This is a genomic window from Amycolatopsis sp. lyj-109, from assembly GCF_046548995.1.
GTDB lineage: Bacteria > Actinomycetota > Actinomycetes > Mycobacteriales > Pseudonocardiaceae > Amycolatopsis.
In genome coordinates this window covers 173,549-194,986 of record NZ_JAJPWR010000004.1, presented here as the reverse complement: position 1 = coordinate 194,986, position 21,438 = coordinate 173,549, and the positions used below count along the sequence as shown (strand labels likewise).

21 protein-coding genes and 2 pseudogenes are annotated in these 21,438 nt (G+C 70.2%); 2 read left to right on the top strand and 21 right to left on the bottom strand.

All coding sequences use genetic code 11. The features are described 5' to 3' along the window. Positions 1–16: 16 nt before the first annotated feature. The 17 genes and pseudogenes from hypE to ACLJQF_RS10595 form a co-directional block, all read right to left on the bottom strand. On the bottom strand, positions 17–1,093 hold the full coding sequence (hypE, locus tag ACLJQF_RS10675) for a hydrogenase expression/formation protein HypE (protein WP_410608089.1): 1,077 nt from the start codon (positions 1,091–1,093) through the stop codon (positions 17–19). Further along, positions 1,090–2,217, bottom strand: a complete 1,128-nt coding sequence (gene hypD / locus ACLJQF_RS10670) for a hydrogenase formation protein HypD (RefSeq protein ID WP_410608088.1) — start codon at positions 2,215–2,217, stop codon at positions 1,090–1,092. The genes hypE and hypD overlap by 4 nt, the downstream gene beginning before the upstream one ends. Positions 2,218–2,226: 9 nt before the next feature. Beyond that, positions 2,227–2,499, bottom strand: coding sequence for a HypC/HybG/HupF family hydrogenase formation chaperone (locus ACLJQF_RS10665; protein ID WP_410608087.1), 273 nt, complete (start codon positions 2,497–2,499; stop codon positions 2,227–2,229). A gap of 3 nt (positions 2,500–2,502) precedes the next feature. After that, a complete protein-coding gene (locus tag ACLJQF_RS10660) occupies positions 2,503–2,991 on the bottom strand; it encodes a hydrogenase maturation protease (RefSeq protein WP_410608086.1) in 489 nt (162 codons plus the stop codon). After that, complete coding sequence (locus tag ACLJQF_RS10655) at positions 2,988–4,121, bottom strand: hypothetical protein (RefSeq protein WP_410608085.1); 1,134 nt, start codon at positions 4,119–4,121, stop codon at positions 2,988–2,990. The genes ACLJQF_RS10660 and ACLJQF_RS10655 overlap by 4 nt, the downstream gene beginning before the upstream one ends. Then, a complete protein-coding gene (locus ACLJQF_RS10650; protein WP_410608084.1) occupies positions 4,118–4,747 on the bottom strand; it encodes a DUF6084 family protein in 630 nt (209 codons plus the stop codon). Before ACLJQF_RS10650 ends, ACLJQF_RS10655 begins: the two co-directional genes overlap by 4 nt. Next, a complete protein-coding gene (locus ACLJQF_RS10645; RefSeq protein ID WP_410608083.1) occupies positions 4,740–5,345 on the bottom strand; it encodes a DUF5947 family protein in 606 nt (201 codons plus the stop codon). Before ACLJQF_RS10645 ends, ACLJQF_RS10650 begins: the two co-directional genes overlap by 8 nt. After that, on the bottom strand, positions 5,342–5,851 hold the full coding sequence (locus tag ACLJQF_RS10640) for a NifU family protein (protein ID WP_410608082.1): 510 nt from the start codon (positions 5,849–5,851) through the stop codon (positions 5,342–5,344). The genes ACLJQF_RS10645 and ACLJQF_RS10640 overlap by 4 nt, the downstream gene beginning before the upstream one ends. Further along, complete coding sequence (locus tag ACLJQF_RS10635) at positions 5,851–7,635, bottom strand: nickel-dependent hydrogenase large subunit (protein ID WP_410608081.1); 1,785 nt, start codon at positions 7,633–7,635, stop codon at positions 5,851–5,853. Before ACLJQF_RS10635 ends, ACLJQF_RS10640 begins: the two co-directional genes overlap by 1 nt. 13 nt (positions 7,636–7,648) lie before the next feature. Continuing rightward, complete coding sequence (locus ACLJQF_RS10630; protein WP_410608080.1) at positions 7,649–8,698, bottom strand: hydrogenase expression protein HypE; 1,050 nt, start codon at positions 8,696–8,698, stop codon at positions 7,649–7,651. After that, on the bottom strand, positions 8,695–9,375 hold the full coding sequence (locus ACLJQF_RS10625; RefSeq protein WP_410608079.1) for an SIS domain-containing protein: 681 nt from the start codon (positions 9,373–9,375) through the stop codon (positions 8,695–8,697). Before ACLJQF_RS10625 ends, ACLJQF_RS10630 begins: the two co-directional genes overlap by 4 nt. A gap of 20 nt (positions 9,376–9,395) precedes the next feature. After that, entirely contained in the window at positions 9,396–9,632 is a 237-nt protein-coding gene (locus ACLJQF_RS10620) for a HypC/HybG/HupF family hydrogenase formation chaperone (protein ID WP_410608078.1), read from the bottom strand. Further along, positions 9,629–10,249: an SIS domain-containing protein gene (locus ACLJQF_RS10615; RefSeq protein ID WP_410608077.1), complete on the bottom strand. Its 621-nt coding sequence runs from the start codon at positions 10,247–10,249 to the stop codon at positions 9,629–9,631. Before ACLJQF_RS10615 ends, ACLJQF_RS10620 begins: the two co-directional genes overlap by 4 nt. 103 nt (positions 10,250–10,352) lie before the next feature. After that, positions 10,353–10,574: a hypothetical protein gene (locus ACLJQF_RS10610; RefSeq protein WP_410608076.1), complete on the bottom strand. Its 222-nt coding sequence runs from the start codon at positions 10,572–10,574 to the stop codon at positions 10,353–10,355. Then, positions 10,564–13,770 (bottom strand): chemotaxis protein CheB, encoded by a 3,207-nt coding sequence (locus tag ACLJQF_RS10605; protein WP_410608075.1) that lies wholly within the window; start codon positions 13,768–13,770, stop codon positions 10,564–10,566. The genes ACLJQF_RS10610 and ACLJQF_RS10605 overlap by 11 nt, the downstream gene beginning before the upstream one ends. Before the next feature lie 97 nt (positions 13,771–13,867). After that, positions 13,868–14,299: pseudogene (locus tag ACLJQF_RS10600) on the bottom strand (non-reducing end alpha-L-arabinofuranosidase family hydrolase); the annotation flags it as partial. 170 nt (positions 14,300–14,469) lie between these two features. Beyond that, positions 14,470–14,976, bottom strand: a complete 507-nt coding sequence (locus ACLJQF_RS10595; RefSeq protein WP_410608074.1) for a hypothetical protein — start codon at positions 14,974–14,976, stop codon at positions 14,470–14,472. A gap of 21 nt (positions 14,977–14,997) precedes the next feature. Between ACLJQF_RS10595 and ACLJQF_RS10590 the strand changes: the two genes are divergently transcribed. Then, complete coding sequence (locus ACLJQF_RS10590; RefSeq protein ID WP_410608073.1) at positions 14,998–15,144, top strand: hypothetical protein; 147 nt, start codon at positions 14,998–15,000, stop codon at positions 15,142–15,144. Between the two features lie 351 nt (positions 15,145–15,495). On the opposite strand, the gene ACLJQF_RS10585 is transcribed toward ACLJQF_RS10590, so the two are convergent. After that, the gene (locus ACLJQF_RS10585; protein ID WP_410608072.1) at positions 15,496–15,690 is read right to left on the bottom strand and encodes a hypothetical protein; all 195 of its coding nucleotides are present in this window, start codon (positions 15,688–15,690) and stop codon (positions 15,496–15,498) included. A 186-nt stretch (positions 15,691–15,876) separates the two neighbouring features. On the opposite strand from ACLJQF_RS10585, the gene ACLJQF_RS10580 reads away from it, so the two are divergent. After that, positions 15,877–16,122 (top strand): hypothetical protein, encoded by a 246-nt coding sequence (locus ACLJQF_RS10580; protein WP_410608071.1) that lies wholly within the window; start codon positions 15,877–15,879, stop codon positions 16,120–16,122. On the opposite strand, the gene ACLJQF_RS10575 is transcribed toward ACLJQF_RS10580, so the two are convergent. The 3 genes and pseudogenes from ACLJQF_RS10575 to ACLJQF_RS10565 all read right to left on the bottom strand — a co-directional run bounded on the left by ACLJQF_RS10575 (position 16,116) and on the right by ACLJQF_RS10565 (position 21,434). Then, positions 16,116–17,126 (bottom strand): SMP-30/gluconolactonase/LRE family protein, encoded by a 1,011-nt coding sequence (locus ACLJQF_RS10575; RefSeq protein ID WP_410608070.1) that lies wholly within the window; start codon positions 17,124–17,126, stop codon positions 16,116–16,118. The two genes, ACLJQF_RS10580 and ACLJQF_RS10575, sit on opposite strands and share 7 nt — an antisense overlap. 27 nt (positions 17,127–17,153) lie before the next feature. After that, complete coding sequence (locus ACLJQF_RS10570; RefSeq protein ID WP_410608376.1) at positions 17,154–19,211, bottom strand: PQQ-dependent sugar dehydrogenase; 2,058 nt, start codon at positions 19,209–19,211, stop codon at positions 17,154–17,156. Positions 19,212–19,512: 301 nt separating this feature from the next. Then, positions 19,513–21,434 (bottom strand): annotated as a pseudogene (locus tag ACLJQF_RS10565) (APC family permease). Positions 21,435–21,438: the final 4 nt, after the last annotated feature.

Here is a 21,438-nt window from a genome sequence, read left to right as displayed (position 1 = left end):
CACTCACGACCGGTTGCTAGCAGATCCTCGGCAGCGGGTCCCCGACCAGCAGGTCCACGATCCGGGTGCCGCCGAACGCGGTGTTCAGCAGCACGATCCCGGGCGGGTCGTCGGCGATCCGGCCGATCACCGCGGCGTCCGCGCCGAGCGGGTGCGCGCGCAACGCGGCGAGCGCGTCCGAAGCCTGTGAGCCGTCGACGACGACCACGATCCGGCCTTCGCAGGCGACGTACAGCGGGTCGATGCCCAGCAGCTCCGACGCGCCGCGGACCTCCTCGCGCACCGGGACGGCCTTCTCGTCGACGACCACGGCGACCTCCGCGGCCTTCGCGATCTCGTTGAGGATCGTCGCGACGCCGCCGCGGGTCGCGTCGCGCATCGCGCGCACGCCGGGCACCGCGGCCAGCAGCCCGGCCACCAGCTCGTGCACCGGTGCGGTGTCGGACTCGAGGTCGGCGTCGATGTCCAGCTCGCCGCGGGCCAGCATGATCGTGACGCCGTGGTCGCCGATCGGCCCGGAGACGAGGACGGCGTCGCCGGGTTTCGCGGTGGCGACGCCGAGCCCGGTGCGGGTGAGCGCCCCGACCCCGGCGGTGTTGATGTAGACGCCGTCGGCCTTGCCGCGCTGCACGACCTTCGTGTCGCCGGTGACGATCCGGACGTCGGCCGCCTCGGCGGCCGTCTTCATCGACTCGACGATCTTCAGCAGGTCTTCGACGGGGAAGCCTTCTTCGAGGATGAACCCGGCGGTCAGGTACAGCGGCCGCGCGCCGGAGACGGCGAGGTCGTTGACCGTGCCGTTGACCGCCAGGTCGCCGATGTTCCCGCCGGGGAAGAACAGCGGCGAGACGACGTAGGAGTCCGTTGTCAGGGCCAGCCGGGCGTCGCCGATGGTCAGCGACGCCGCGTCTTCCAGCGGCTCGAGCAGCGGATTGCGGAACGCGTCGAGGAACACGGCCTCGATGAGCGTGTGCGTCGCCTTGCCGCCGGCGCCGTGGGACAGCGTGATGCGCTCTTCGCGCACCTTCGCGCGCCGGCGCCGCGCTCGTTCGATGCGGTCGAGGACCTGCTGCTCGCGCTCGGTGGTCGTCATGTGCGGCTCGCCTCCCGGACGCGCTGCCGGCTGAACCGGCCGAAGTTGTAGTACGCCGCGCAGGCGCCTTCGGGCGAGACCATGCACGTCCCGATCGGCGTCTCCGGGGTGCACGCGGTGCCGAACACCTTGCACTCCCACGGTTTCAGCACGCCCTTGAGCACCTCGCCGCACTGGCACGCCTTCGGGTCGGCGACGCGCAGGCCGGGGATCTCGAAGATCCGTTCGGCGTCGAAGGCGGCGTACTTTTCGCGGATCGCCATCGCCGAGTGCGTGATGAACCCGAGACCGCGCCACTCGAAGTACGGCCGCAGCTCCAGCACCTCGTTGATCACCCTCAGCGCGACCATGTTCCCGTTCCACGGCACGACCCGCGAGTACTGGTTCTCGACCTCGCACCGCCCGGAGGAGAGCTGCAGCATCAGCAGGTAGATCGACTGCAGGATGTCCAGGGGCTCGAACCCGGCGACGACCACGGGCTTGCCGTAGTCGCGGGCGATGAACTCGTACGGCCGGCAGCCGATCACCGTGGAGACGTGCCCCGGCCCGATGAAGCCGTCGAGCCGCAGGTCGGGGGAGTCGAGGATGGCCTTGATCGCCGGGATGATCGTGACGTGGTTGCCGAACACCGAGAAGTTCCCGATGCCCTCGGCCGCCGCGCGCAGCAACGTCATCGCGGTGGACGGCGTGGTCGTCTCGAACCCGATCGCCATGAACACGACGCGCAGGTCCGGGTTCTGCCGCGCGATCTTCAGCGAGTCCAGCGGCGAATACACCATGCGGATATTGGTGCCTTCGGCGTTGGAGTCGAAGAAGTTCCCGCCGGAGCCGGGTACGCGCATCATGTCGCCGAAGGACGTCATGAGCACCCCGGGCTGCCGGGCGATGTGGATGGCGTCGTCGATGCGGCCCATCGGGATCACGCACACCGGACAACCCGGCCCGTGCACCAGCGTGATGCTCTCCGGCAGGTAGTCCTCGAGGCCGTGTTTGTAGATGGTGTGCGTGTGCCCGCCGCAGACCTCCATGAACTTGTAGTGGCGGCCCGGCTCGCACAACGACGTGATCTTCGCGGACAGTGCCCGCGCCTTTTCGGCGTCGCGGAACTCGTCGACGAAACGCATGACGACTCCTTATTCGATCTGTGATTCGAGCAGTGCGGCCATCTCGTCCTCGTACGCCTTGCCGATGCTTTCGAGGAAGTCCAGCGCGGCCGCCGCTTCCGCTTCGTCTATTTTGGACAGTGCAAAGCCGACGTGGATGAGGATCCAGTCGCCCGGCACCGGTGGGTCGTCTTCGAGCAGGCCGATGTTGATGAGCCGCTTGACCCCGCTGACCGAGACCTTCGCGAGGTCCGGCCGCTCCTCACTGATCTCGATGATCTCGCCCGGGATGCCGAGGCACATGGCTCAGACCTCCGTGGTTTCCAGCCGCGGGCTCGTGCCCCAGGCCAGCTCGGTGACGGCGCGGACGGCGGCCGGGACGGCCGCGGTCACTTCGGGGGACAGCCCGATCCCTTCGTCGACGCACGCGGGCTCGCAGCCGACGATCAGCACCCGGCCGGCGTCCCCGCCGAGCAGCCGCAGCAGCCGGAACACCGCTTCGGGCTGCATGCCGTGCGCGTCGATCGACGCCGACGCCGCCAGATCTTCGGTGTCGGCCTCGATGAGCGAGAGCGTGCCGGGAGGCCGTCCGTGCGGTGTCGCGTCGAGCAGGATCGTCGTGTCGTAGCCGCCCAGCAGGTCGTAGGCGAGGTGCAGGCCGGCGATGCCGTAGTCGGCGATCTGCACCCAGTCCGGCAGGTCGGTGCCTTCCAGTTCCTTGATGACTTCGACACCGAAGCCGTCGTCGCCGAGGAAGATGTTGCCGATTCCGGCGACCAGGACCCGTGGCCTCATTCCGCACCTTCCCAGGGCTCGATCTCGTCGGGGGAGAAGTACCGGTACCGGCCGTGCGCATGCTGCAGGTCGGCGCCGGGGTCGTCGTCGAGGGTCACCGCGAGGTACGCGACACCGTCCACATCGGACAGCACGACCCGCACGGTGGCGGTCTTGCCGACCAGGAACATGTCCTGGGCGTCGGTCCCCCGCAGGTTCGGCCGGAGCCGCACCCGGGATCCGCCGGCGATGCGGACGCCGGCGACGGTCACCGCAGGCTCGACCGGCCGGAGGGACCGGACCGCGCCGTGCAGCCGCTCCAGCAGCTCCGGCGGCATCGAGTCGACGCGGTCCACGATGGCCGCCGCGCGGGGGTCGGTGGCCCGGGCCTCGCGCTTCTCCTCGGCGGTGAGCGTCATCGTGCGCAGCGTCAGGATCTCGTCGATCTCGGTGCCGTCGAACAGGTCGCCCGGGCTTTCCGGCGCGATCGACGGGTCGTCGTAGAGGATGATCGGCGAGGCGAGCACCACCGTGCTGCGCGAGGTGTCGCCGATCAGCACCGGCCACAGCCGTTCCTGCCGGCAGGCTTCGACGGCCGGTTTCGCCCATTCCGGCGGGTCCAGCATCGACAGGAAGTGCCCGGAGTCGACGCTGAACACCAGGTGGGCGGCGAGCAGTGAGTGCCGCAGAGCGTGCTCGCGGACGCCGTCCGAATGCCACAACTTCGTGTTGTGCACTTCGACGTGCAGCCGGGTGCCGCCGAACGGCCCGTCGAGCGGGTCGGCCCGGGCGATGAGGACGCCGGACAGCTCCTGCACGTGGAACGGTCTCTCGGCCGGGAGCGCGGAAAGCGGCAGTTCGAAGTCGATCTCGTGCTCGTCGGCTTCGTCCCACGTCGTGCCGAGCCGGGTCCGGGCCTGCAGGAACCGCAGCTTGACGTGCAGGATCGTGTGCGTGAGGGGTTCGAGGACGCACTCGGCACGCGCCGAGGCGTGCTCGCCGATCTCGGCCGACGCGTACGACGGCGGCACCAGCACGCCCCACTGCCAGCGCACCCGGTTCTTCGGCGCCGACGCGCGGTACGGGTAGAGGAGATAGCCCTCGTAGAGCACGGCGTCACCGACCGCGCGAGCTTGGTCGAGAACGTTCACGGCCCACCGGCCAGCAGGTGCTCGATCGCGGCTTCCCAGGTCGGGATCGCGTGCTGCGCCTTGTACTTGAGCAGCGCGTCCACCGTGTCCCGGGGCAGCTTGATCCACGCGACGTTCGGGAAGTAGCGGGACACCAGCTCGTCCCAGACGGCCACCGGCATCCGGCACTCGGCCTGCGTGTGCCACGGCACCTGCTCGACCCAGAACCCCGGCCCGCCCTTGCCGAACACGGTGCCGCTGAACAGCAGCACCATCGGCACGACACCCTCGGACAGCGCGTGGAAGTACTTGCCGGCCGCGACTTCGAGGTCGTAAGTGCACGGCACCTCGGCGTCCACCTCGGTGGCGCCGGTGAACGCCGGCACGGTCACCGAAATCGTGGTGAACTGGAACGGCTTCAGCGTCTCGCCCCATCGGGACCGGTCGCCGAAGAGGTGGGTGAGCAGCTCCGACTCGTCGTCGGCGTACCGGCGGCGCTGCGGCTCGATGCGGATCTGGACGCGCAGCACCATCGCGTGCACCGGCTGCCCGGTCAGCTCGGAGATCCGCAGCTTGAACGCCAGCGTCGGCGACGCGGCGTACTTCAGCGGCCGGACGTCGATGCAGTCGAAGGTCAGCTCAGCCATCCGCCACGACCTCGCTGCGTTCCCTCAGCCGCGCGAAGAACCCGTCGATGGCTTCGTGCGCTTCGGAGCCGCCGTCGAAGCCACGCCACGTCGTCCGGACGAGCCCGACCAGCTCGTAGCAGACGTCGATCGGCACCAGGAAGCACTCGAAACCCAGGTCGAGCTGGTTCAGCAGCAGGGCCTCGACGTCGTCGGCGACACCGGCCGAGGCGAGCAGGTCGTCGCCCGTGCCCAGCGGGAGCAGGGACTCCGTCGCGCCGGCCGGGCTCGGGTAGAACGCGACGGTGCGGTCCTGCACGGAGTTCCGGAACAGGAACGCCGTCTTGACCGGGATCCCGGCGGACTCCCACAGCGCCGGGCCCGGGCCGAAGCGGGGCAGGTGCCGGAACCGGTCGGGCACCGCCCGGTGCCGCTTCCCGCCCGCCCCGCGGTGGGTGAAGAGCAGATAGCAGCCCCGGCAGGTGCACAGGATCGTCCGGGACTCGAGGTCGATGACGTGCCCGTGCTCGCTTCCGATCGGTTCCGCGCACATCTCGCACTTCTCGCCCGGCGCGGTGCGCCGGACGGGGGTGCGGAACCTGCGCAGGCCGCCGGTCACGGGACCTCCACCGGGCACAGGGGGAGCAGCGGCCGGCCACCCGGGCCGGTCTCTTCCACCACTCCTTCGACGATGACGTCGGAGATCTCCGGCGCGATCTCCCGCACCATCCGCTCGATGGCGTACTTCGCGGTGACCGTCGAGGACGGGCAACCGTCGCAGGAACCTTTCAGCCGGAGCCGCAGGACGCCGTCGTCGATGCCGACGAACTCGACGTCGCCGGCGTGCGAACCCAGGTACGGCCGGACCTTGTCGAGCGCTTCGGTGACACGCTCGTGCGTCGACCGGGGGTGCAGGTCGTGCAGCACGAGCAGGCCGCGGATGTGGTCGTCCTCCGCGAGCCGGTCGAGCAACGGCCGGTCGACGATCTCCACGATCCGCGCGAGACCGGCGCCGTAGAACTCGATCAGCGTGTGGACGAGGTCCTCGGCGAGCTCGGCGTCGGCACCGTCGAACTCGCCCAGGAGCTGCTCGATGCGCTCGCCGACCCGGTCGACGTCGGACATCAGCCGAGCTCCCCGCCGAACGCGTGCGGGGTGTGCAGCCGCTCGATCACCTTGCCCTTGCCGGTGTACATGTGGACGCCGCAGGGCAGGCAGGGGTCGAAGCTGCGGACCGCGCGCATGATGTCGATGCCCTTGAAGTTCTCCTGGGTGTTCTCCTCGAAGATCGGGGTGTTCTGCACGGCGTCCTCGTACGGCCCCGGCGTGCCGAAGCTGTCGCGCACGCTGCCGTTCCACGGCGTCGGCGGGTACGGGTGGTAGTTCGCGATCTTGCCGCCCTTGATCACCATGTGGTGCGAGAGCACCCCGCGGACGGCTTCGGTGAAGCCGCAGCTGACGCCTTCGTCCGGGACCTTGAACGGCTCCCACGTCTTGGTGTTGCCCTTGCGGACCTCGCCCAGCGCCTGCTCGCCGAAGTGCAGCGCCATCGCGGCCGCGTACGCCTGGAAGTACGTCCGGGCGCGGTTGCGCTCGAGGGCGTTGCTCCACTGCGGGATCTTCCACTCGAAGGCGGCTTCGGGTTTGGTCGCCGTGCGCGGCAGGGTGATCGTGACGCTGTGCCCGGTCGACTTGACGTACGGCGTGTCGACGAGCCCGGCGAGCGCGGTGACCCACAGTCGCGCGATCGGGCCGCCACCGGTGTCGAGGGCCAGGTGGTCCGTGCCGTCGAACCAGCGCGGCGACATCGTCCACGAGTACTTGCCGTCGAAGTCGCGCTTGGCCGGTCGCGGGATGGTGTGCTGGTTCCACGGGTGGCGCTGGTCGACCGGGTTGCCGAGCGGGTCCTGGGTGACGAACATCGGCTGGTCCGCCCAGTCTTCGTAGAACGAGCTGCCGAGCAGGATCCGGATGCCGAGGTTGATGTCGAGCAGGCTGGTGGTGACGAGCTTGCCGTCGACGACCACGCCGGGCGTCACGAACATCTTCCGGCCCCAGGACTCCATGTTCTCGTAGCTGAAGTCGCAGTACTCCGGGTCGTTCAGGCTGCCCCAGCAGCCGAGCAGGACCCGCCGCCGGCCGACCTCTTCGTAGCCGGGCAGGGCTTCGTAGAAGAAGTCGAACAGGTCGTCGTGCATCGGCAGGCAGCGCTTCATGAACTCGACGTAGCGCATCAGCCGGGTCAGGTAGTCGGTGAACAGCTGCACGGTGGCGACCGTGCCGACGCCGCCGGGGTACAGGGTGGACGGGTGAACGTGCCTGCCCTCCATCAGGCAGAACATCTCGCGCGTGCTGCGGCTGACCTGCAGCGCCTCGCGGTAGAACTCGCCTTCGAGCGGGTTCAGCGAGCGCATGATGTCGCCGATGGTCCGGTAGCCGTGGTCACCCGCGTGCGGTGCCTCGGTGCGGTTGGCGAGCTCCAGGACGCCGGGGTTGGTCTCGCGGACCATCCGTTCGCAGTAGTCGACCCCGACCAGGTTCTCCTGGAAGATGTTGTGGTCGAACATGTACTCGGCGGCCTCGCCGAGGTTGAGGATCCACTCGCCGAGGTGCGGTGGGCGGACACCGTAGGCCATGTTCTGGGCGTACACCGAGCAGGTCGCGTGGTTGTCGCCGCAGATCCCGCAGATCCGGCTGGTGATGAAGTGCGCGTCGCGCGGGTCCTTGCCCTTCATGAAGATGCTGTAGCCGCGGAAGACCGACGACGTGCTGTGGCACTCGACGACGCGCTTGGCGGCCCAGTCGATCTTCGTGTAGATGCCGAGGCTGCCGACGATCCGGGTGATCGGGTCCCACGCCATCTCGACGAGGTCGGTCCGGCCCTTGGTGCTGACGCCCTTGTCCGTCATCGTCCGATCCCTTTCAGCGCCACGAGGACTGGTAGCCGGTCTTGAGCTTCTTGCCCGGGTGCCGCCACCTGGGCTCCTTGTCGAGCTTGCGCTCGGTGATCTTCCGCAGCCGCCGGATCACCGACCCGTACGCGCCGCTGGCCAGCGAAGACACCTGGGCGCCCGGGGGCTCGTCCATGAACGGCATGAACTTGTCCGGGAAGCCCGGCATCGTGCAGCCGATGCAGATCCCGCCGACGTTCGGGCAGCCGCCGACGCCGTTGATCCAGCCGCGCTTGGGCACGTTGCACTTGACGACGGGACCCCAGCACCCCAGCTTCACCAGGCACTTGGGGGAGTCGTAGGTGTCGGCGAACTGGCCCTGCTCGTAGTAGCCGCCGCGGTCGCAGCCCTCGTGCACGGTCGCGCCGAAGAGCCACTGCGGCCGCAGGTGGTCGTCGAGCGGGATCATCGGCGCCTGCCCGGCGGCCTGGTAGAGCAGGTAGGTGATGGTCTCGGACAGGTTGTCCGGGTGGGTCGGGCAGCCGGGCACGCAGACGATCGGGATGCCGGCGCCGGAGCGCCAGTCCCAGCCCAGGTAGTCGGGCACCCCCATGGCGCCGGTCGGGTTGCCCTCCATCGCGTGGATGCCGCCGTAGGTGGCGCAGGTGCCGACGGCCAGCACGGCGAGTGCCTTCGGCGTCAGCCGGTCCAGCCACTCGCTGGTGGTCATCGGCTGGCCGGTCTCGGGGTTGTTGCCGAACCCGCACCAGTAGCCTTCATCCTTGATCGCCTCGTTCGGGATCGAGCCCTCGACGACCAGCACGAACGGTTCCAGTTCGCCGCGGTCGGCCTTGTGGAACCACTCGATGAACGTGTCGGCCCCCTTGTCGGGGCCGCATTCGAAGTCGATCAGCGGCCAGTGGACCGCGATCTTCGGCAGGCCGGGCAACGCGCCGAGGACGATTTCCTCGATGCTCGGCTGGGTGGCGGCGGTCAGCGCGACGGAGTCGCCGTCGCAGGACAGACCGGCGTTGATCCAGAGGATGTGGATGGGCTGCTCTTCGGTCTCGGTCTGTGTCACGGCTGGTCAACCCCGAGTTCGTCGAGTGCGCCGAGGGTCAGTTCCCACAGCGCGTGGTAGAGGGTCGTCTGGGCTTCCTGGATGCGGTGCACGGACGGTGACGGGACGACGAAGAGGTGGTCGATGCTGTCCAGCTCGGCCATCTTCCCGCCGTCGTAGCCGGCAATGCCGACGGTCACCAGGCCGCGCCGGGCGGCTTCGTCGAAGGCACGCACCAGATTCGCGGAGTTCCCGCTGGTGGACAGGCCCACCGCGATGTCGCCGGGCCGGCCGAACGCGCCGATCTGCCGGGCGAACACGACGTCGAACCCGATGTCGTTGGAAAGGGCGGTCACCACGGCGATGTCGTTCGTCAACCCGAAGGCGGGCAACGGCCGGGCATCGCCCGCCGGGCTCAGGAACAGGCTGGCCAAGTCCTGCGCGTCGGTCGAACTGCCACCGTTGCCGAACGCGAGCAGCCGGCCGCCACCGGCGAACGCGCGCGCGACGTCCTGCGCGCAGGCGAACAGGCGCTCGCCGTCGGCCGCGAGCACCTCGGCCCGCAGCGCGACGATCTCGTGCACCTTGTCCACAGTGGACTGCTCCACCTGGCGGAGGACGGCGTCGACGTCGCTGGAACCCGCGTAGAGGAACGGGTACAGCGCTTCGAGACCGTCGACCGGGTGTTCCCGGGTCATCCGGCGCTCAACTCCCGCGGCTAGGACTTCGCCAAGCGTGCGATGGCTTCTCCGGCGTGCACCAGGATTCGGTCGCCGACGCCGGCCTCGACCAGCGCGACACTGACCTCTTCCCGGGTAATTCCGGTGTCCACGACAGCGAGCTCGTGTTCGAGGAGCTCGACCACGGTCACTTCGACCGCGGTGTCGGAGCAGGTGATGCACACCCCGTCGGGACAGACGGGGCCGCCTTCTCTGTCGGCGTCACCGGCGCTCACGACGCCACCTCCGAGGTCAGCGCGCCGGGGTGTTCGAAGAAGACGTGCACCAGCTCCCACAGCACGTGGTAGGTGGTCACGTGCACCTCCTTGACGATCCGCGGGTCGGCCGAGCGGGCGATGAAGACGTGGCCCAGCCCAGTAGTCGCGGCGATCGCGCCGCCGTTACGACCGGTCAGCGCGACGGTGAGCATCCCCAGGTCCCGGGCCGTTTCGAGAGCGCGGCGGACGTTGGCGCACTCGCCGTCGGCCGAGATGCCCAAGGCGATGTCGGCCGGTTCGCCGATGATCCGCAGCTGGTGGGCGAAGACGTCTTCGAGGCCGACGCGGTTGGCGACCCCGGTGACGGTCGCGACGTCGGCGGTCAGTGAAATCGCCGGCAGTGCGCGCTTGCCGACGATCACCGGGTGGACGAACTCCACCGCCACGTGCTGGGCGTCGGTGCTGGGACCGCCGTTGCCGAACACCACGAGCTTGCCGCCGCGCTGGAAGCGGCGGGCCATGTCGCGGCACGCCTCGGCGACCGTGTGCGCGTCGTCGGCCAGCGCGAGCACCGGCGCCTTCCGGCGCTCGAAGAGGGCGTCGACGGAGTCCGGGTGATTCGGTGACCACGACATCGCGGTACTGCCTCCGGGCTGCTGCTCGGTGGTGGGAGCCATCCCAGGCTAGAGCTGTGAGTTGGATCACACAATAGCGTGAACGGTCGGAAGGCCGGACCGCTCACCGCGCCGGCGGAGCCGGACGCAGTCGTGCCCAGGTTTGGGTCTGCAGCTTTTCGGCGCGCTGCCGGGCGGCTTCCGCTTCCGCAAACGCCCGTCCCGCGGTGGCCGCCCGCCGGCCCGCCTGCTCCTCGAAGCTGTCCGCCTTGGCCGCGGCCCGGGCGAGGTAGGCGGCGCGCTCGCCGTCCCAGCCGGGTCGGCGGTCCTCGAGTTCACCACGCATGACGCTCTCCGGGGTGAGTCATCGGGCCGGGGACTTCGGTCGCGGTCCCGACCCACTCGACGACTTCGCCGGTGTCGTCGCAGAGGGGAACGGCGCGGGAGTGGGTCCAGGCCAGGGTGCCGTCGGTGCGCCGGACGCGGTGGACCGTGTCGAACACGCTCTTGGTGCGGACCGCCTCGGCGATCACGGCGAGCACCGCGGGCTGGTCGTGCGGAGCGATGTAGCTGTCCAGCCAGGAGTGGCTGGGAGCGGTGGTGTCGGCGATGAACCCGCGGCCGTCGAGCTCGCGCATCTCGCTCCAGTCGGGGTTCATCCGGTAGACCGCGTCGAAGGCCGCCTCGACGAGGGCGCGGAACCGGCGGTCGCCGGTTTCCCGGACGCGGCGGCGTTCGAGCCGGGCGGCGATGCGGGCGACGAGCTCGCTGGGCGCGAACGGCTTGACCAGGTAGTCGTCGGCGCCCGCGGTGAGGCCTTCGACGGTGGCTTCCTCGCCGGCGCGGGCGCTGAGCATGATCAGCGGCACGTCCCGCAGCACGGGGTCGGCACGCAGGCGGCGCGCCAGTTCCAGCCCGTCCATCCCCGGCATCATCACGTCGGCGACGATCAGGCCGGGCGGGTCGCGGCGCGCCGATTCGAGCGTCTGCTGCGCGTCGCCGACGGCGTGGACCTGCCAGTTCGGCGACAGCAGCCGGGTGAGGTAGTCGCGCATGTCGCGGTTGTCGTCGACTACCAGCAGCCGCTCGCGGTCCGCCCGAGCCGGGGCCGGGGCGCCGCCGCTGTGGGTGTCCCAGTGCTCCGCGGCTTCGGCGAGGGTGACGGCGGTGGCGCGGGGGATGGGGCCCGGTTCGGGCCGTTCGGCGGGCCGCACCGGCCGGCGCGGGACCCACACGGTGAATTCGCTGCCCTCGCCCACGGTGCTGCGCACCTTGACCCGGCCGTGGAGGAGCCGCGTGAGCTCGTTGACCAGGGCCAGGCCGATGCCGGCGCCGTCGTGCGTGCGGGAGCGGGTGGCGGGGGCGCGGTGGAAGCGGGTGAACACCTTGGCCAGTTCGTCTTCCGGGATGCCGACGCCGGTGTCGCGCACGACCAGCTGGACGTGCTGGGGCAGCTCGCGCACGGTGACGGTGATCGTGCCGGTGAAGGTGAACTTCACGGCGTTCGACAGCAGGTTCGCGACGATCTTCTCCCACATCTCCGGGTCGATCGGGACCGGCGTGCTCAGGGCGGGGCAGTCGACGCGCAGGGTGATCCCGGCGTGGTCGGTCGCGCCGCGGAACGTGCCGGCGATGTCTTCGGTGAGCTGGGCGAGGTCGGTGGGTTCGGACCGGGCCCGCATCCGGCCCGCCTCGATCTGCGAGAAGTCGAGCAGGGTTTCGACCATCCCCAGCAGCCGGCGGGCGTTGCGGGAGGCGATGTCGACCTGGTCGCGCAGCCGCGCGGGCAAGCCGGTCAGGGGTGCGGCGAGGTCGTCGAGCGGGGCGAGCAGCAGGGTGAGCGGGGTGCGGAACTCGTGGCTGACGGTGGAGAGGAACTGGGTCTTGGTGCGGTCGAGTTCGGCGAGCTGGTCGATCCGGTCGCTCTGGTGCCGGCGGTGCACCGCGTCGGTGAGTGCCGCGGTGGCCTGCGCGGCGACCAGGCCGAGGAAGTGCCGGTAGGTCTCGTCCAGTGGCAGCCGGGGACTCACGCCGAGGATCAGCACCCCCGCGGGCGCGCGAGCGGGGGTTTCGCCCAGCGGGAAGAGCATCGCGCAGCCGGGTTCGTCGTCGTCCGCGCCGACGGTCACCCCGCGGAAGGTGTGCGCCAGGTCCGTCGCGAGGACGGGTTCGCCGGTCGCCACCAGTTCGGCCAGCGGCCACTTCGGCCGCTGCCAGGACAGCAACGCCGTGTGCGGCGCCAGCGGCCCGCCGGCGGCGGTGCCCACGGCGGCCACGAGTTCCGCCCGCTGCCGCGTCGGGTCGGCGAGGTAACCGGCCGCGAAGGGAATGTCCGGGGCGTCGTCGCCGAGCGCGCCGACGAACGACTCGAGCGCCGCTCGCCCGGACGTGGCTTTCCGCGTCCGCCCGGCCAAGGTGCTCAGCAGGTCCAGCCGGCGGCGGCCGAGCACTTCGTGCGTCTTCTCGATGGCCGTGACCAGCACACCCACCGGTGCCGGGCCGTCACCGCGCAGCGGGCTGAAGGTCAGGTCGAACCAGGCGTTCTCGGTGTCGCCGTGCCGGGTGATCGGGTACAGCGAGTCCTTGAGCGAGACGGCTTCCCCGGCCAGCGCGCGCCGGTAGCGCGGTTCGTTGAGGTGCCACACCTCCGGCCAGCACTCGCGGTTGGCCTGGCCGAGGCCGGCGGGGTGCTTGGCCCCCATCACCAGCCGGTAGGTGTCGTTGTAGAACTGCAGCAGGTCCGGGCCCCACAGCAGGCACATCCCCACCGGGCTGTCGAGCATCGTCCGCACCAGGGTGACCAGCTGCGCCGGCCACTGCCGCACCGGCCCCAGCGGCGTCTGGCTCCAGTCGACCTTCCTCGAGAGCGTGGCGACTTCGCCGGTTCCGGCGAACACGACGTCGGCGCCGGGGCGGTCCCCGGCGTTGCGGGGCAGCGGGCCGCCCTGCGCGATGTCCCACAGCACCGGCCCGATGTCGGACAGGTCCAGCACCAGGTTCGCCACGCCGGCGTTCGTCACGGCCAGGGGCATCGACGCGTGTTCGGCGGAGTGCTCGCTCTGCGCGATGACGGTGCCGCCGGCCTGCTTGATCGCCCGGGCGCCGGCGAGGCCGTCCTGGCCCATCCCCGACAGCACCACGGCCACCGCGCGCTCGCCGAGCGAACCGGCGAGGGAGTTCAGCAACGCGTCGAGGACGCCACCGGACCCGGGGCCGGTGGCCGGCGCCAGCGACAGCGTGCCGTCCGGCAGCAGCTCCAGCACCGTCCGAGCGGGACACACGGTCACGGTGCCAGGCCGAAGCGACGCGCCGTCGGCGGCCCATTCGACGCGCACCGGCAGCCGGCGGCGCAGGATGTCGACCAGCTTCTGGCCGTGCCCGCCCAGGTGCTGGGCGACCACCACCGGGAACCCGAACTCGGCGGGCAACGCGCTGAGCACGGAACTGATCGCCCCGAGCCCACCCGCGGACGCGACCAGCGCGACGACCGGCGCAGCCGGGGGCGCCGGCGAGCCGGGGGCTTCGCCCGGGGAGGAGACCATCGCCCCAGTCTGCTCGTCGGCGCAAGGGTCCGCATTCTCGCCGGACGGAGACCTGCGGGAGGCGGGCTCGGCCGTGCGCCGAACCCGCCCCTCGACGCTAACGCTGCAGGGTCAGCACCCCCGGCTTGTAGGGCAGGAGGCCGTAGTCGACGCCGTCGGAGGCGGGGTCGCGGCCCTGGTAGAGGAATTGCAGGTTGCAGGGGTCGATGGTCTTGGTCTGGTCGATCGGGGCCCCGCTGGGGAGGGTGCCCGTGAACAGCGTCTGCTGCGCGGACCAGCCGTTGGGGTTGGTGGGGTCGCTCGAGGTGCGGTAGGAGAAGGTGTCGGGCCAGCCCCACTGGTAGGCGAGCACCCAGATGTTCTTCGGGGCGAAGTAGAACAGCGTCGGCGCGACGGCTCCGAAGGACATCGTGCTCTGGCTCGCGGTGGCCATGTCGGACCAGTTCGTGAACGGGCTGAAGCTGGTGGATTTCCAGCTCGTCCCGGTGTCGTGTGTCGTGGCGTAGACGACGTGCTTGCCGTTGGACACATATTGTTGCCGGGCGGTTCGGGGGCAAAGTGGCGGACAGGGAGGGGCAGTTGGTCGACCGGCGGTGCGTCTGAACGCACCAGAGGACTGTGAACGAAGATGTCGGTCGCCGAGCGGCGCACCCTCCGGCAGCGAGCACTTCCAGGCCGCGGCAGGACTTCGTCCGCCGCTCAACGAGACGGTGGGGTCCCACCCGGCCCGCCCCCGTTTCCGGTAGGGGGCGCGCCACCGCCGGACGGTTTCGTCGTGGTGTCCACCCCGACGTTGAGGGTTACGGTGTAGCCGCCGGTGACGTCTCCGGTCACGGTGGCCAGCTGCCGGGCGCCGCTGTCGTCGCCGAAGACGTTGTCGGTGCTCAGGCTCACCTTCTTGAGGTTGGCCACGGACTGCTCGTAGCCGCTCTGGCCGTAGACCGTTTCGCAGACGTTCTGCGGCAGGGCGACCTGCGAGGTGGCGATGGCCTTGGTGGCGTCGGTGATGCCGGCCTGGTCGGGGTAGACCTCGAAGTGGATGTGCGGCCAGCGGCCGTCGTAGCAGGCGGGGAAGATGCTGGTGAAGCGCACTCGGCCGGTGGCGTCGGCGATCTGGACGCCGCGCAGGTAGTTCTCGTTCTCGACACCCTGCGAATAGAGGGAGTACCGGCCGGCGCGGTCGGCGTGCCAGACGTAGACGGCCACCCGGCAAACGGGGAGCCGCCGTTGGCGAGGTCGGCGATCACCAGTTCCAAGGTCATGGGCACGCCTTCGGCGGTGCCGCTGCCGGTGCCGAAGCTGGACCGGATGTCACCGCGCACGACGCCGCTCTGTTCGAGCACGTCCGGCCCGTTCGAGCCGTCGCCGGGGTAGGGGCCCGCGGTCTCGTCCGGGATCTCGCCCGAGGTGGTCGAAGCCGACGTGGCCGTCGTGGTGGTCGAGGAACCACCCGAGGCCGCGCCGCACGCGGTCAGCACGGCACCGGCCGCACCGAGCCCGAGAAGCCGCAGCGCGCGGCGGCGGTCGAAGAGGGTCGTGATGTCGAAGCCGAGACCCTGGTCCTCGACGTCGTCGTGCGGCCGGGGAAGCGGGCGGCCCTGGTAGGCCGGTTCGGGTTTGCTCATGGTTTTGAGCATGTAATGGGAAGGTAAGCACCTGTTGTGCGGGACCTGTGAGCACGCTTTGTCCGCTGGATCGTCGGCGGGAGACGCTGCAAGGGCGTGGTCAGAGCGCGGTCGGTGTCAGCCACACATCCGCATCGAGCAACCCATCGGGCACTGTCGCGGCCCACTGCGCGACTTCGGGCTCGATCCAGGCGAACTGAGCCGTCACGATGGACTGCCCGGCCTCGCTCGCCGCCCGGCTGGTCGAGGTCATCCGCCAGCGCGCCGACAGCTCCTGCCGCAGCCGGTCCTGCACTGCGTCGATGTCACACCGTCGATGTCGGCTGGCGACCACGCAAAGGGCAGGGCCGAAGGCCGGCGGCGGGAGGTGGGCAGGGCGGGCTGGTCCACCGTCTCGGTTCGGCGTCCGGTGCCGGTGGAGGCACCACGCCCAGATAACCTGATACCTGGCCAGAACCCGGCACCGTCGGAGGTTCTTCAGGTGAGTGGTGCGCTGGTGAAGCGAGTCGCGAACGTGGCCACCGTGCTGGCCATCACCTGGGTTACCTGTTTTCTGATGACCTTGCCTTTCGGTCTCAGTGATCTCGTGTTCTCCCTGATCTTCGCGACCGTACTGACAGCGGCGATCCTCCTCGTCGTCGGCCTCGGAAACCTGATCAAGCGAGGCTGGGACGCGCTGACGAAGCCGCTGCAGTTTCGAGCAGCGCGACGTAAGCGGCATCAATAAGGGTTGCCGGACACGTTGAGCTGTGTCCGGTAGAGGCCGAACCCGCCGCCGGAAACGCCGGAGGTGAGGTACAGCGTCCGCCCGTCCGGTCCGCCGAACGCCGCGTTGGTGGTGTTGCGGCCGGCCGAAATGGTGCCGAGCCGGGCGCCTGACGGCGAGAAGACGTAAACGAGCCCTTCGTCGTAGGAGGCCCAGTACAGGTTGCCCGCGCAGTCGATGGTCGCGCCGTCGGGGGTTCGCATGCTCGCGAACGTCGTGCGGTTGCCGGTGGTGCCGTCGGCGAAGACGGTGTACTTCATGATCGCGTTGGCGCCGGTGGACCCCACGTAGAGCGTCTTGCCGTCAGGGGACAGGACGATGCCGTTCGGCTGCGGCAGTGTGTCGTCGACGAGGCTGACCACACCGTCGCGGACGCGGAAGACGCTGGTCCGGCCGCCTTGCTCGTCGGCGCGGTTGCCGCGCTGGTAGTTCGGGTCGGTGAAGTAGGTGGTGCCGTCCCGGCCGGTGGTCAGGTCGTTCGGCGAGTTGAACGCGTGGCCGAGGTAGCCGGCCGCGATGGTGGTCCGGCTCCGGTCGGTCAGGCGGTAGGCGGAAACGGTGCGGTTGTCGTGGGTGGCGGCGAGCACCCGGGTGCCGTCGGCGGTGATCGCCAGGCCGTTGCTGCCGGAGCCGGCGATGAACGTCTCGAAGGTGGCCGGCGGGGTGTACCGGAGCACCGCCGATGGCTGCACGCCCTGAGGACCCGTGGGGTTCTGCATGTGCGACAGCAGCAGGGTGCCCGTTCCCCGGTCCCAGGTGGGCCCTTCGAGGAAGGTGAAGCCGCTCCGGATGAGCTGGGCCGCCACCGTCTGGCTCGGCAACGGCGAACCGTAGGTCGCGCCCGGTGTGCACGGTGCGGCCGTCGTGGCGCCGGACGCCGCCGGCGCCACCCCGCCCGCGATGACGATCGCCGCCGCCGTCACCGTCCACATGCGACGGTGACGCGGTGTCCTGCGGTGAGCCATGGCGGCTCTCCTTTCGTGAGCGGGGGTTCAGCGTCCGAGCTCGACCTTGAAGATGCTTTCGTTGCTGTTGTTCGGGATGCTGTCCTTGTCGCCGTAGTTGCTGGTGGTCAGCCACAAACCGCCGTCGGCGGAGGGCTCGACGGTGCGCAGCCGCCCGTACGTGCCGTTGAGGTACTGCTGAACGTTCGTCAGGGTGTCGCCGGAAATCTCCGCCCGGTACAGCCGGGCGCCGCGCAGGCAGGCGATGTAGAGGGCGCCGCGGACCACGGCGATGCCGCTGCACGAACCGTCGGCGACGGGGTAGGTGCGCTTGGGTGCGACGAAGCCGGGCTGGCCGCAGCTGCCCGTGGTGCCTTCGCAGAGGGGCCAGCCGTAGTTGCCGCCGCGCACGATCAAGTTCGTCTCGTCCATGACGGAGTTGCCGAACTCCTGTTCCCAGAGCCGGCCCTGGGCGTCGAAGGCCAGGCCCTGCGGATTGCGGTGCCCGTAGCTCCACACCGGCGTGCCGAAGGGGTTGTCCGAGGGGACGGTGCCGTCGCGGTTGATCCGCAGCACCTTGCCGGCGAGGTTCGCGAGGTCCTGGGCCCAGTTGCCGTTCTGGCCGTCGCCGGCCGCGATGTAGAGCTTGCCGTCCGGCCCGAAGCGCAGCCGGCCACCATTGTGGTACTTGTTGCGCGGAATGCCGGTGAGCAGCACCTGCGGAGTGCCGGTGAGGACGCCGCCGGTGTAGCGGATGCGCACCACCCGGTTGTCGGTTGCGCTGGTGTGCATGACGTACAGCCACGGGTCGGCCGCGAAGTCGGTGGCCACGGCGAGTCCGAGGACCCCGCCCTCACCGTCGGTTCCCGACACGTTCGGCAGCCGCCCGGCCACGGTCTTCGTGCCGGTGCCGGGGTCGAGGCGGACGAGTTCGAAAGTGTCGCGGCGGCCGTAGAGCACCTGTCCGTCGGGCAGGGTGGTCAATCCCCACGGCAGGTCGGTTTCGGTGGCGACCTTGGTGACCGAGCACAACGCCGTGGCGCAGGCGGAGCCGGTGGTGACCGCGACCGCCGTGCTCGGGGCCGACCGGTTGCCCTGTGCGTCGCGCGCCCGCACCTGGTACTGGTAGCGGGTGTTGGCGGCCAGGCCGCTGTCGGTGAACGACGTCGTGGCCGCGCCGCTGGTCGAGCCCGCGACGGTGCCGTCGCGGAGCACCTCGTAGCCCGTGACGCCGACGTTGTCGGTGGCCGGTGTCCAGCGCACGGTGACCGTGGTGCCCGACGCGGCCGCCGTCACGCCGGCCGGGGTGGTGGGCGGCTCGGTGTCGGCCTGGCACTGCGGCACGGCGACGGTGACCGTGGTGCTGGCCTGGGAGACGTTGCCCGCGGCGTCGCGCGCGTTGACGTAGAGGCCCCAGGTGGCTCCCGGTACGACGGTCAGCTCGGCCGACAGCGCCGTGCCCGGCACCGAGGTCATGAGCTGCCCGTCGTGGTAGACGTCGTAGAAGGCCACCCCGACGTCGTCGGACGATGCCGACCACGACAACACCACCCCGGTGCAGGTCAGGTTCGAGGTGCGCGGGTTGGCCGGTGCGGTCGGCGGCGTCGTGTCGGCGCCGATCCTGATCAGCTGCCACCGCTGGCTGGCGCCGCCGGAGTCGGGCAGCTGGCCGACCCGCGCGCCGTCGGTGGTGGCGGAGCCCAGCACGTCCACGGCCTTGCCGCTGGCCCGGTTGAGCAGGCGCACGTCGCCCCCGGGGGAGTCGGCCAGCCGGAACTGCCGGTCGGCGCTGCCGGCGTCGGTGCTCTGCACCAGGCCGGCCCGGTCGGCGGTGGACGGAAAGTTCAGGACCATGCCGCTGTGCTTGGACTTGATGCGGTAGTGGCCACCGCCGGAGTCGACGAACTGCCACTGCTGCGAGCTGCGGTCGTCGCGGGTGCGCTGGGTGATCCTGGCCCCGTCGTAGGTGGCGCCGCCGGCTACTTCGAGCGCCTTGCCGCTGTTGCGGTTGACCACCACGTAGGAGGCGCCGGTGTCCACGGCGGTGGCCGACGCGGCCGGTGCCGGAAGCACGACACCCACGGCCACCAGCACCACTGTGCACAGCGTCCGGAGAGCCGGGCGGTTCGTTCCCGGGATGGCTCGCATGGGGTTCCTCTCACGGAATGCGAGGTGACCGGCTGGGTGGCCGGAAGTGTTCACGGCGGGAGCCGGACCGGTTCGGGCGCGGAGAATGGCCGGGGCATCCGGCTTCTGCGCACGGAAAGCCATGCGTCGCCTCCTTGCGAGCAGGGTGCTGAGCGTCGCAAGCGCCGAGCCCGCGCAGCTGGGAGCGCTCCCAGGTCACCGTAGCGCAAATTGTTGGCCGCGGACAAGGCCGGTGAGCGGGTATCCAACTGCCGCCGGGTCAGCCGGAGCGTCGCTGGGTCGTGACGCCGCGGCGGATGTCGCCGGGCAGCGGCGGACGCGGTGCAGGTCGCGGCGGGTGGTGGAGTGCAGTTGCCACGGCACGCTCGTCACCATCACGCCGGGTTCGAACAGCAGGCGCCCCTTCAGGCGCAGGGAGCTTTGGTTGTGCAGGACGTTTTCCCACCAGCGGCCGACGACGTACTCGGGGAGGTAGATGCAGACGACGTCGCGGGGGCTGCCGCGCCGGAGGTTCTCGACGTAGTGCACGACCGGCCGGGTGATCTCGCGGTACGGGGACTCGATCACCTTGAGCGGGAGCTTCATCCCGCGCTGTTCCCACTGGTGCTGCAGTTCGCGCGCTGGCTCGGTTTGTGCAAAGTGGACACCAGGACGATCGCGTGGACGCGGCTGGGCAGCAGCTCGCTTTCCTCGTCGGGCTGGAGTTCTTCGCGGACGTGCGTGTAGTGCCGGTGGATCGCGCGCATGAGGACGTACAGCAGGGGGATGGCGATGACGACCAGGTAGGCGCCGTGGGTGAACTTGGTGATCAGCACGACGACGAGCACGATCGCGGTGAGTACCGCGCCGACGGCGTTGATCAGCCGCGATCGCTGGATGGCGGCACGGCCGGTGGTGGCGGTGGCCAGTGCCCGGTTCCAGCGCCGGACCATCCCGGCCTGGCACAGGGTGAACGAGGTGAACACGCCGAGGATGTAGAGCTGGATGAGGCGGGTGGTCGAGCCGTCGAAGGCGAAGATCAGGATCCCGGCGACCAGTGACAGGGCGATGATGCCGTTGGAGAAGGTGAGCCGGTCGCCGCGGGTGTGCAGCTGCCGGGGCAGGTAGCGGTCCTGCGCCAGGATCGAGGCCGGCAACGGGAATCCGTTGAACGCGGTGTTCGCGGCGAGGATGAGGATGAGCGCCGTGGCGGCCTGCAGGATGTAGAACAGCAGCGCGTGGTCGCCGCCGAAGACGGCCGCGCCGATCTGGCTGATGACGGTGCGCTGGGGGTCGGTGGTGCAGTCGCCGCGGAAGCCGGCCAGGTCGCAGGTGTTCTCGGCGATGTGGACCTTGGTGATCAGTGTCAGCGCGGTGATGCCGGCGAACATGACCGCGGCGGTGACGCCCATGGCGGTCATGGTGCGGGCGGCGTTGAGCGCCTTGGGCTTGCGGAACGCCGGGACACCGTTGGAGATGGCTTCGACGCCGGTGAGCGCGGTGCAGCCGGAGGAGAACGACCGCAGCAGCAGGAACACCAGCGCGAAGCCGGTCAGCCCGACCTGTTCGGGCCGGACCTCGTAGCCGGCGCTTTCGGAGACCGGTGGGTGTCCGGTGAGGACTCGGGTGAAGCCGGCCACGATCATCAGCATCACCGTGGCGATGAACAGGTAGGTCGGCGCGGCGAAGGCGCGGCCGGATTCGCGGACGCCGCGCAGGTTCATCGCCATCAGCAGCACGATGAAGCCGATGTCCAGCAGGATCCGCCGGCCGTTCAGCTCGGGCACGGCCGAGATGATGTTGTCGACGCCGGAGGCGACCGAGACGGCGACGGTCATGATGTAGTCGACCATCAGCGCCCCGGCCACGACGAGTCCGGCGTGGGACCCGAGGTTGCGGGAGGCGACCTCGTAGGAGCCGCCCCCGCTGGGGTAGGCCTTCACGACCTGCCGGTAGGAGATCACCACCACGGTGAGCAGCACGGCCACGCCCAGGCCCACCCACGGCGCGAGGGTGAAGTAGGCAAGGCCGCCGATGCTCAGGATGAGCAGGATTTCCTGGGTGGCGTAGGCGACCGAGGAGAGCGGTCGCTGGCGAAGATGGGCAGCGCGAGCCACTTCGGCAGGAGGTTTCGCCGAGGGTGTCGCTGCGGAACGGCCGGCCCAGGACCAGCCGCTTCAGCCATGAGGTGGGTGCCGGCACGTAC

Excerpts from the sequence above, each read along its gene's own strand:
- ACLJQF_RS10665 (WP_410608087.1), bottom strand. The coding sequence starts at position 2,499 with ATGTGCCTCGGCATCCCGGGCGAGATCATCGAGATCAGTGAGGAGCGG.
- hypD (WP_410608088.1), bottom strand. The coding sequence starts at position 2,217 with ATGCGTTTCGTCGACGAGTTCCGCGACGCCGAAAAGGCGCGGGCACTG.
- ACLJQF_RS10610 (WP_410608076.1), bottom strand. The coding sequence starts at position 10,574 with ATGCGTGGTGAACTCGAGGACCGCCGACCCGGCTGGGACGGCGAGCGC.
- ACLJQF_RS10615 (WP_410608077.1), bottom strand. The coding sequence starts at position 10,249 with ATGTCGTGGTCACCGAATCACCCGGACTCCGTCGACGCCCTCTTCGAG.
- ACLJQF_RS10635 (WP_410608081.1), bottom strand. The coding sequence starts at position 7,635 with ATGACGGACAAGGGCGTCAGCACCAAGGGCCGGACCGACCTCGTCGAG.
- ACLJQF_RS10640 (WP_410608082.1), bottom strand. The coding sequence starts at position 5,851 with ATGTCCGACGTCGACCGGGTCGGCGAGCGCATCGAGCAGCTCCTGGGC.
- hypE (WP_410608089.1), bottom strand. The coding sequence starts at position 1,093 with ATGACGACCACCGAGCGCGAGCAGCAGGTCCTCGACCGCATCGAACGA.
- ACLJQF_RS10575 (WP_410608070.1), bottom strand. The coding sequence starts at position 17,126 with ATGGCTCACCGCAGGACACCGCGTCACCGTCGCATGTGGACGGTGACG.
- ACLJQF_RS10650 (WP_410608084.1), bottom strand. The coding sequence starts at position 4,747 with ATGGCTGAGCTGACCTTCGACTGCATCGACGTCCGGCCGCTGAAGTAC.
- ACLJQF_RS10605 (WP_410608075.1), bottom strand. The coding sequence starts at position 13,770 with ATGGTCTCCTCCCCGGGCGAAGCCCCCGGCTCGCCGGCGCCCCCGGCT.
- ACLJQF_RS10660 (WP_410608086.1), bottom strand. The coding sequence starts at position 2,991 with ATGAGGCCACGGGTCCTGGTCGCCGGAATCGGCAACATCTTCCTCGGC.
- ACLJQF_RS10625 (WP_410608079.1), bottom strand. The coding sequence starts at position 9,375 with ATGACCCGGGAACACCCGGTCGACGGTCTCGAAGCGCTGTACCCGTTC.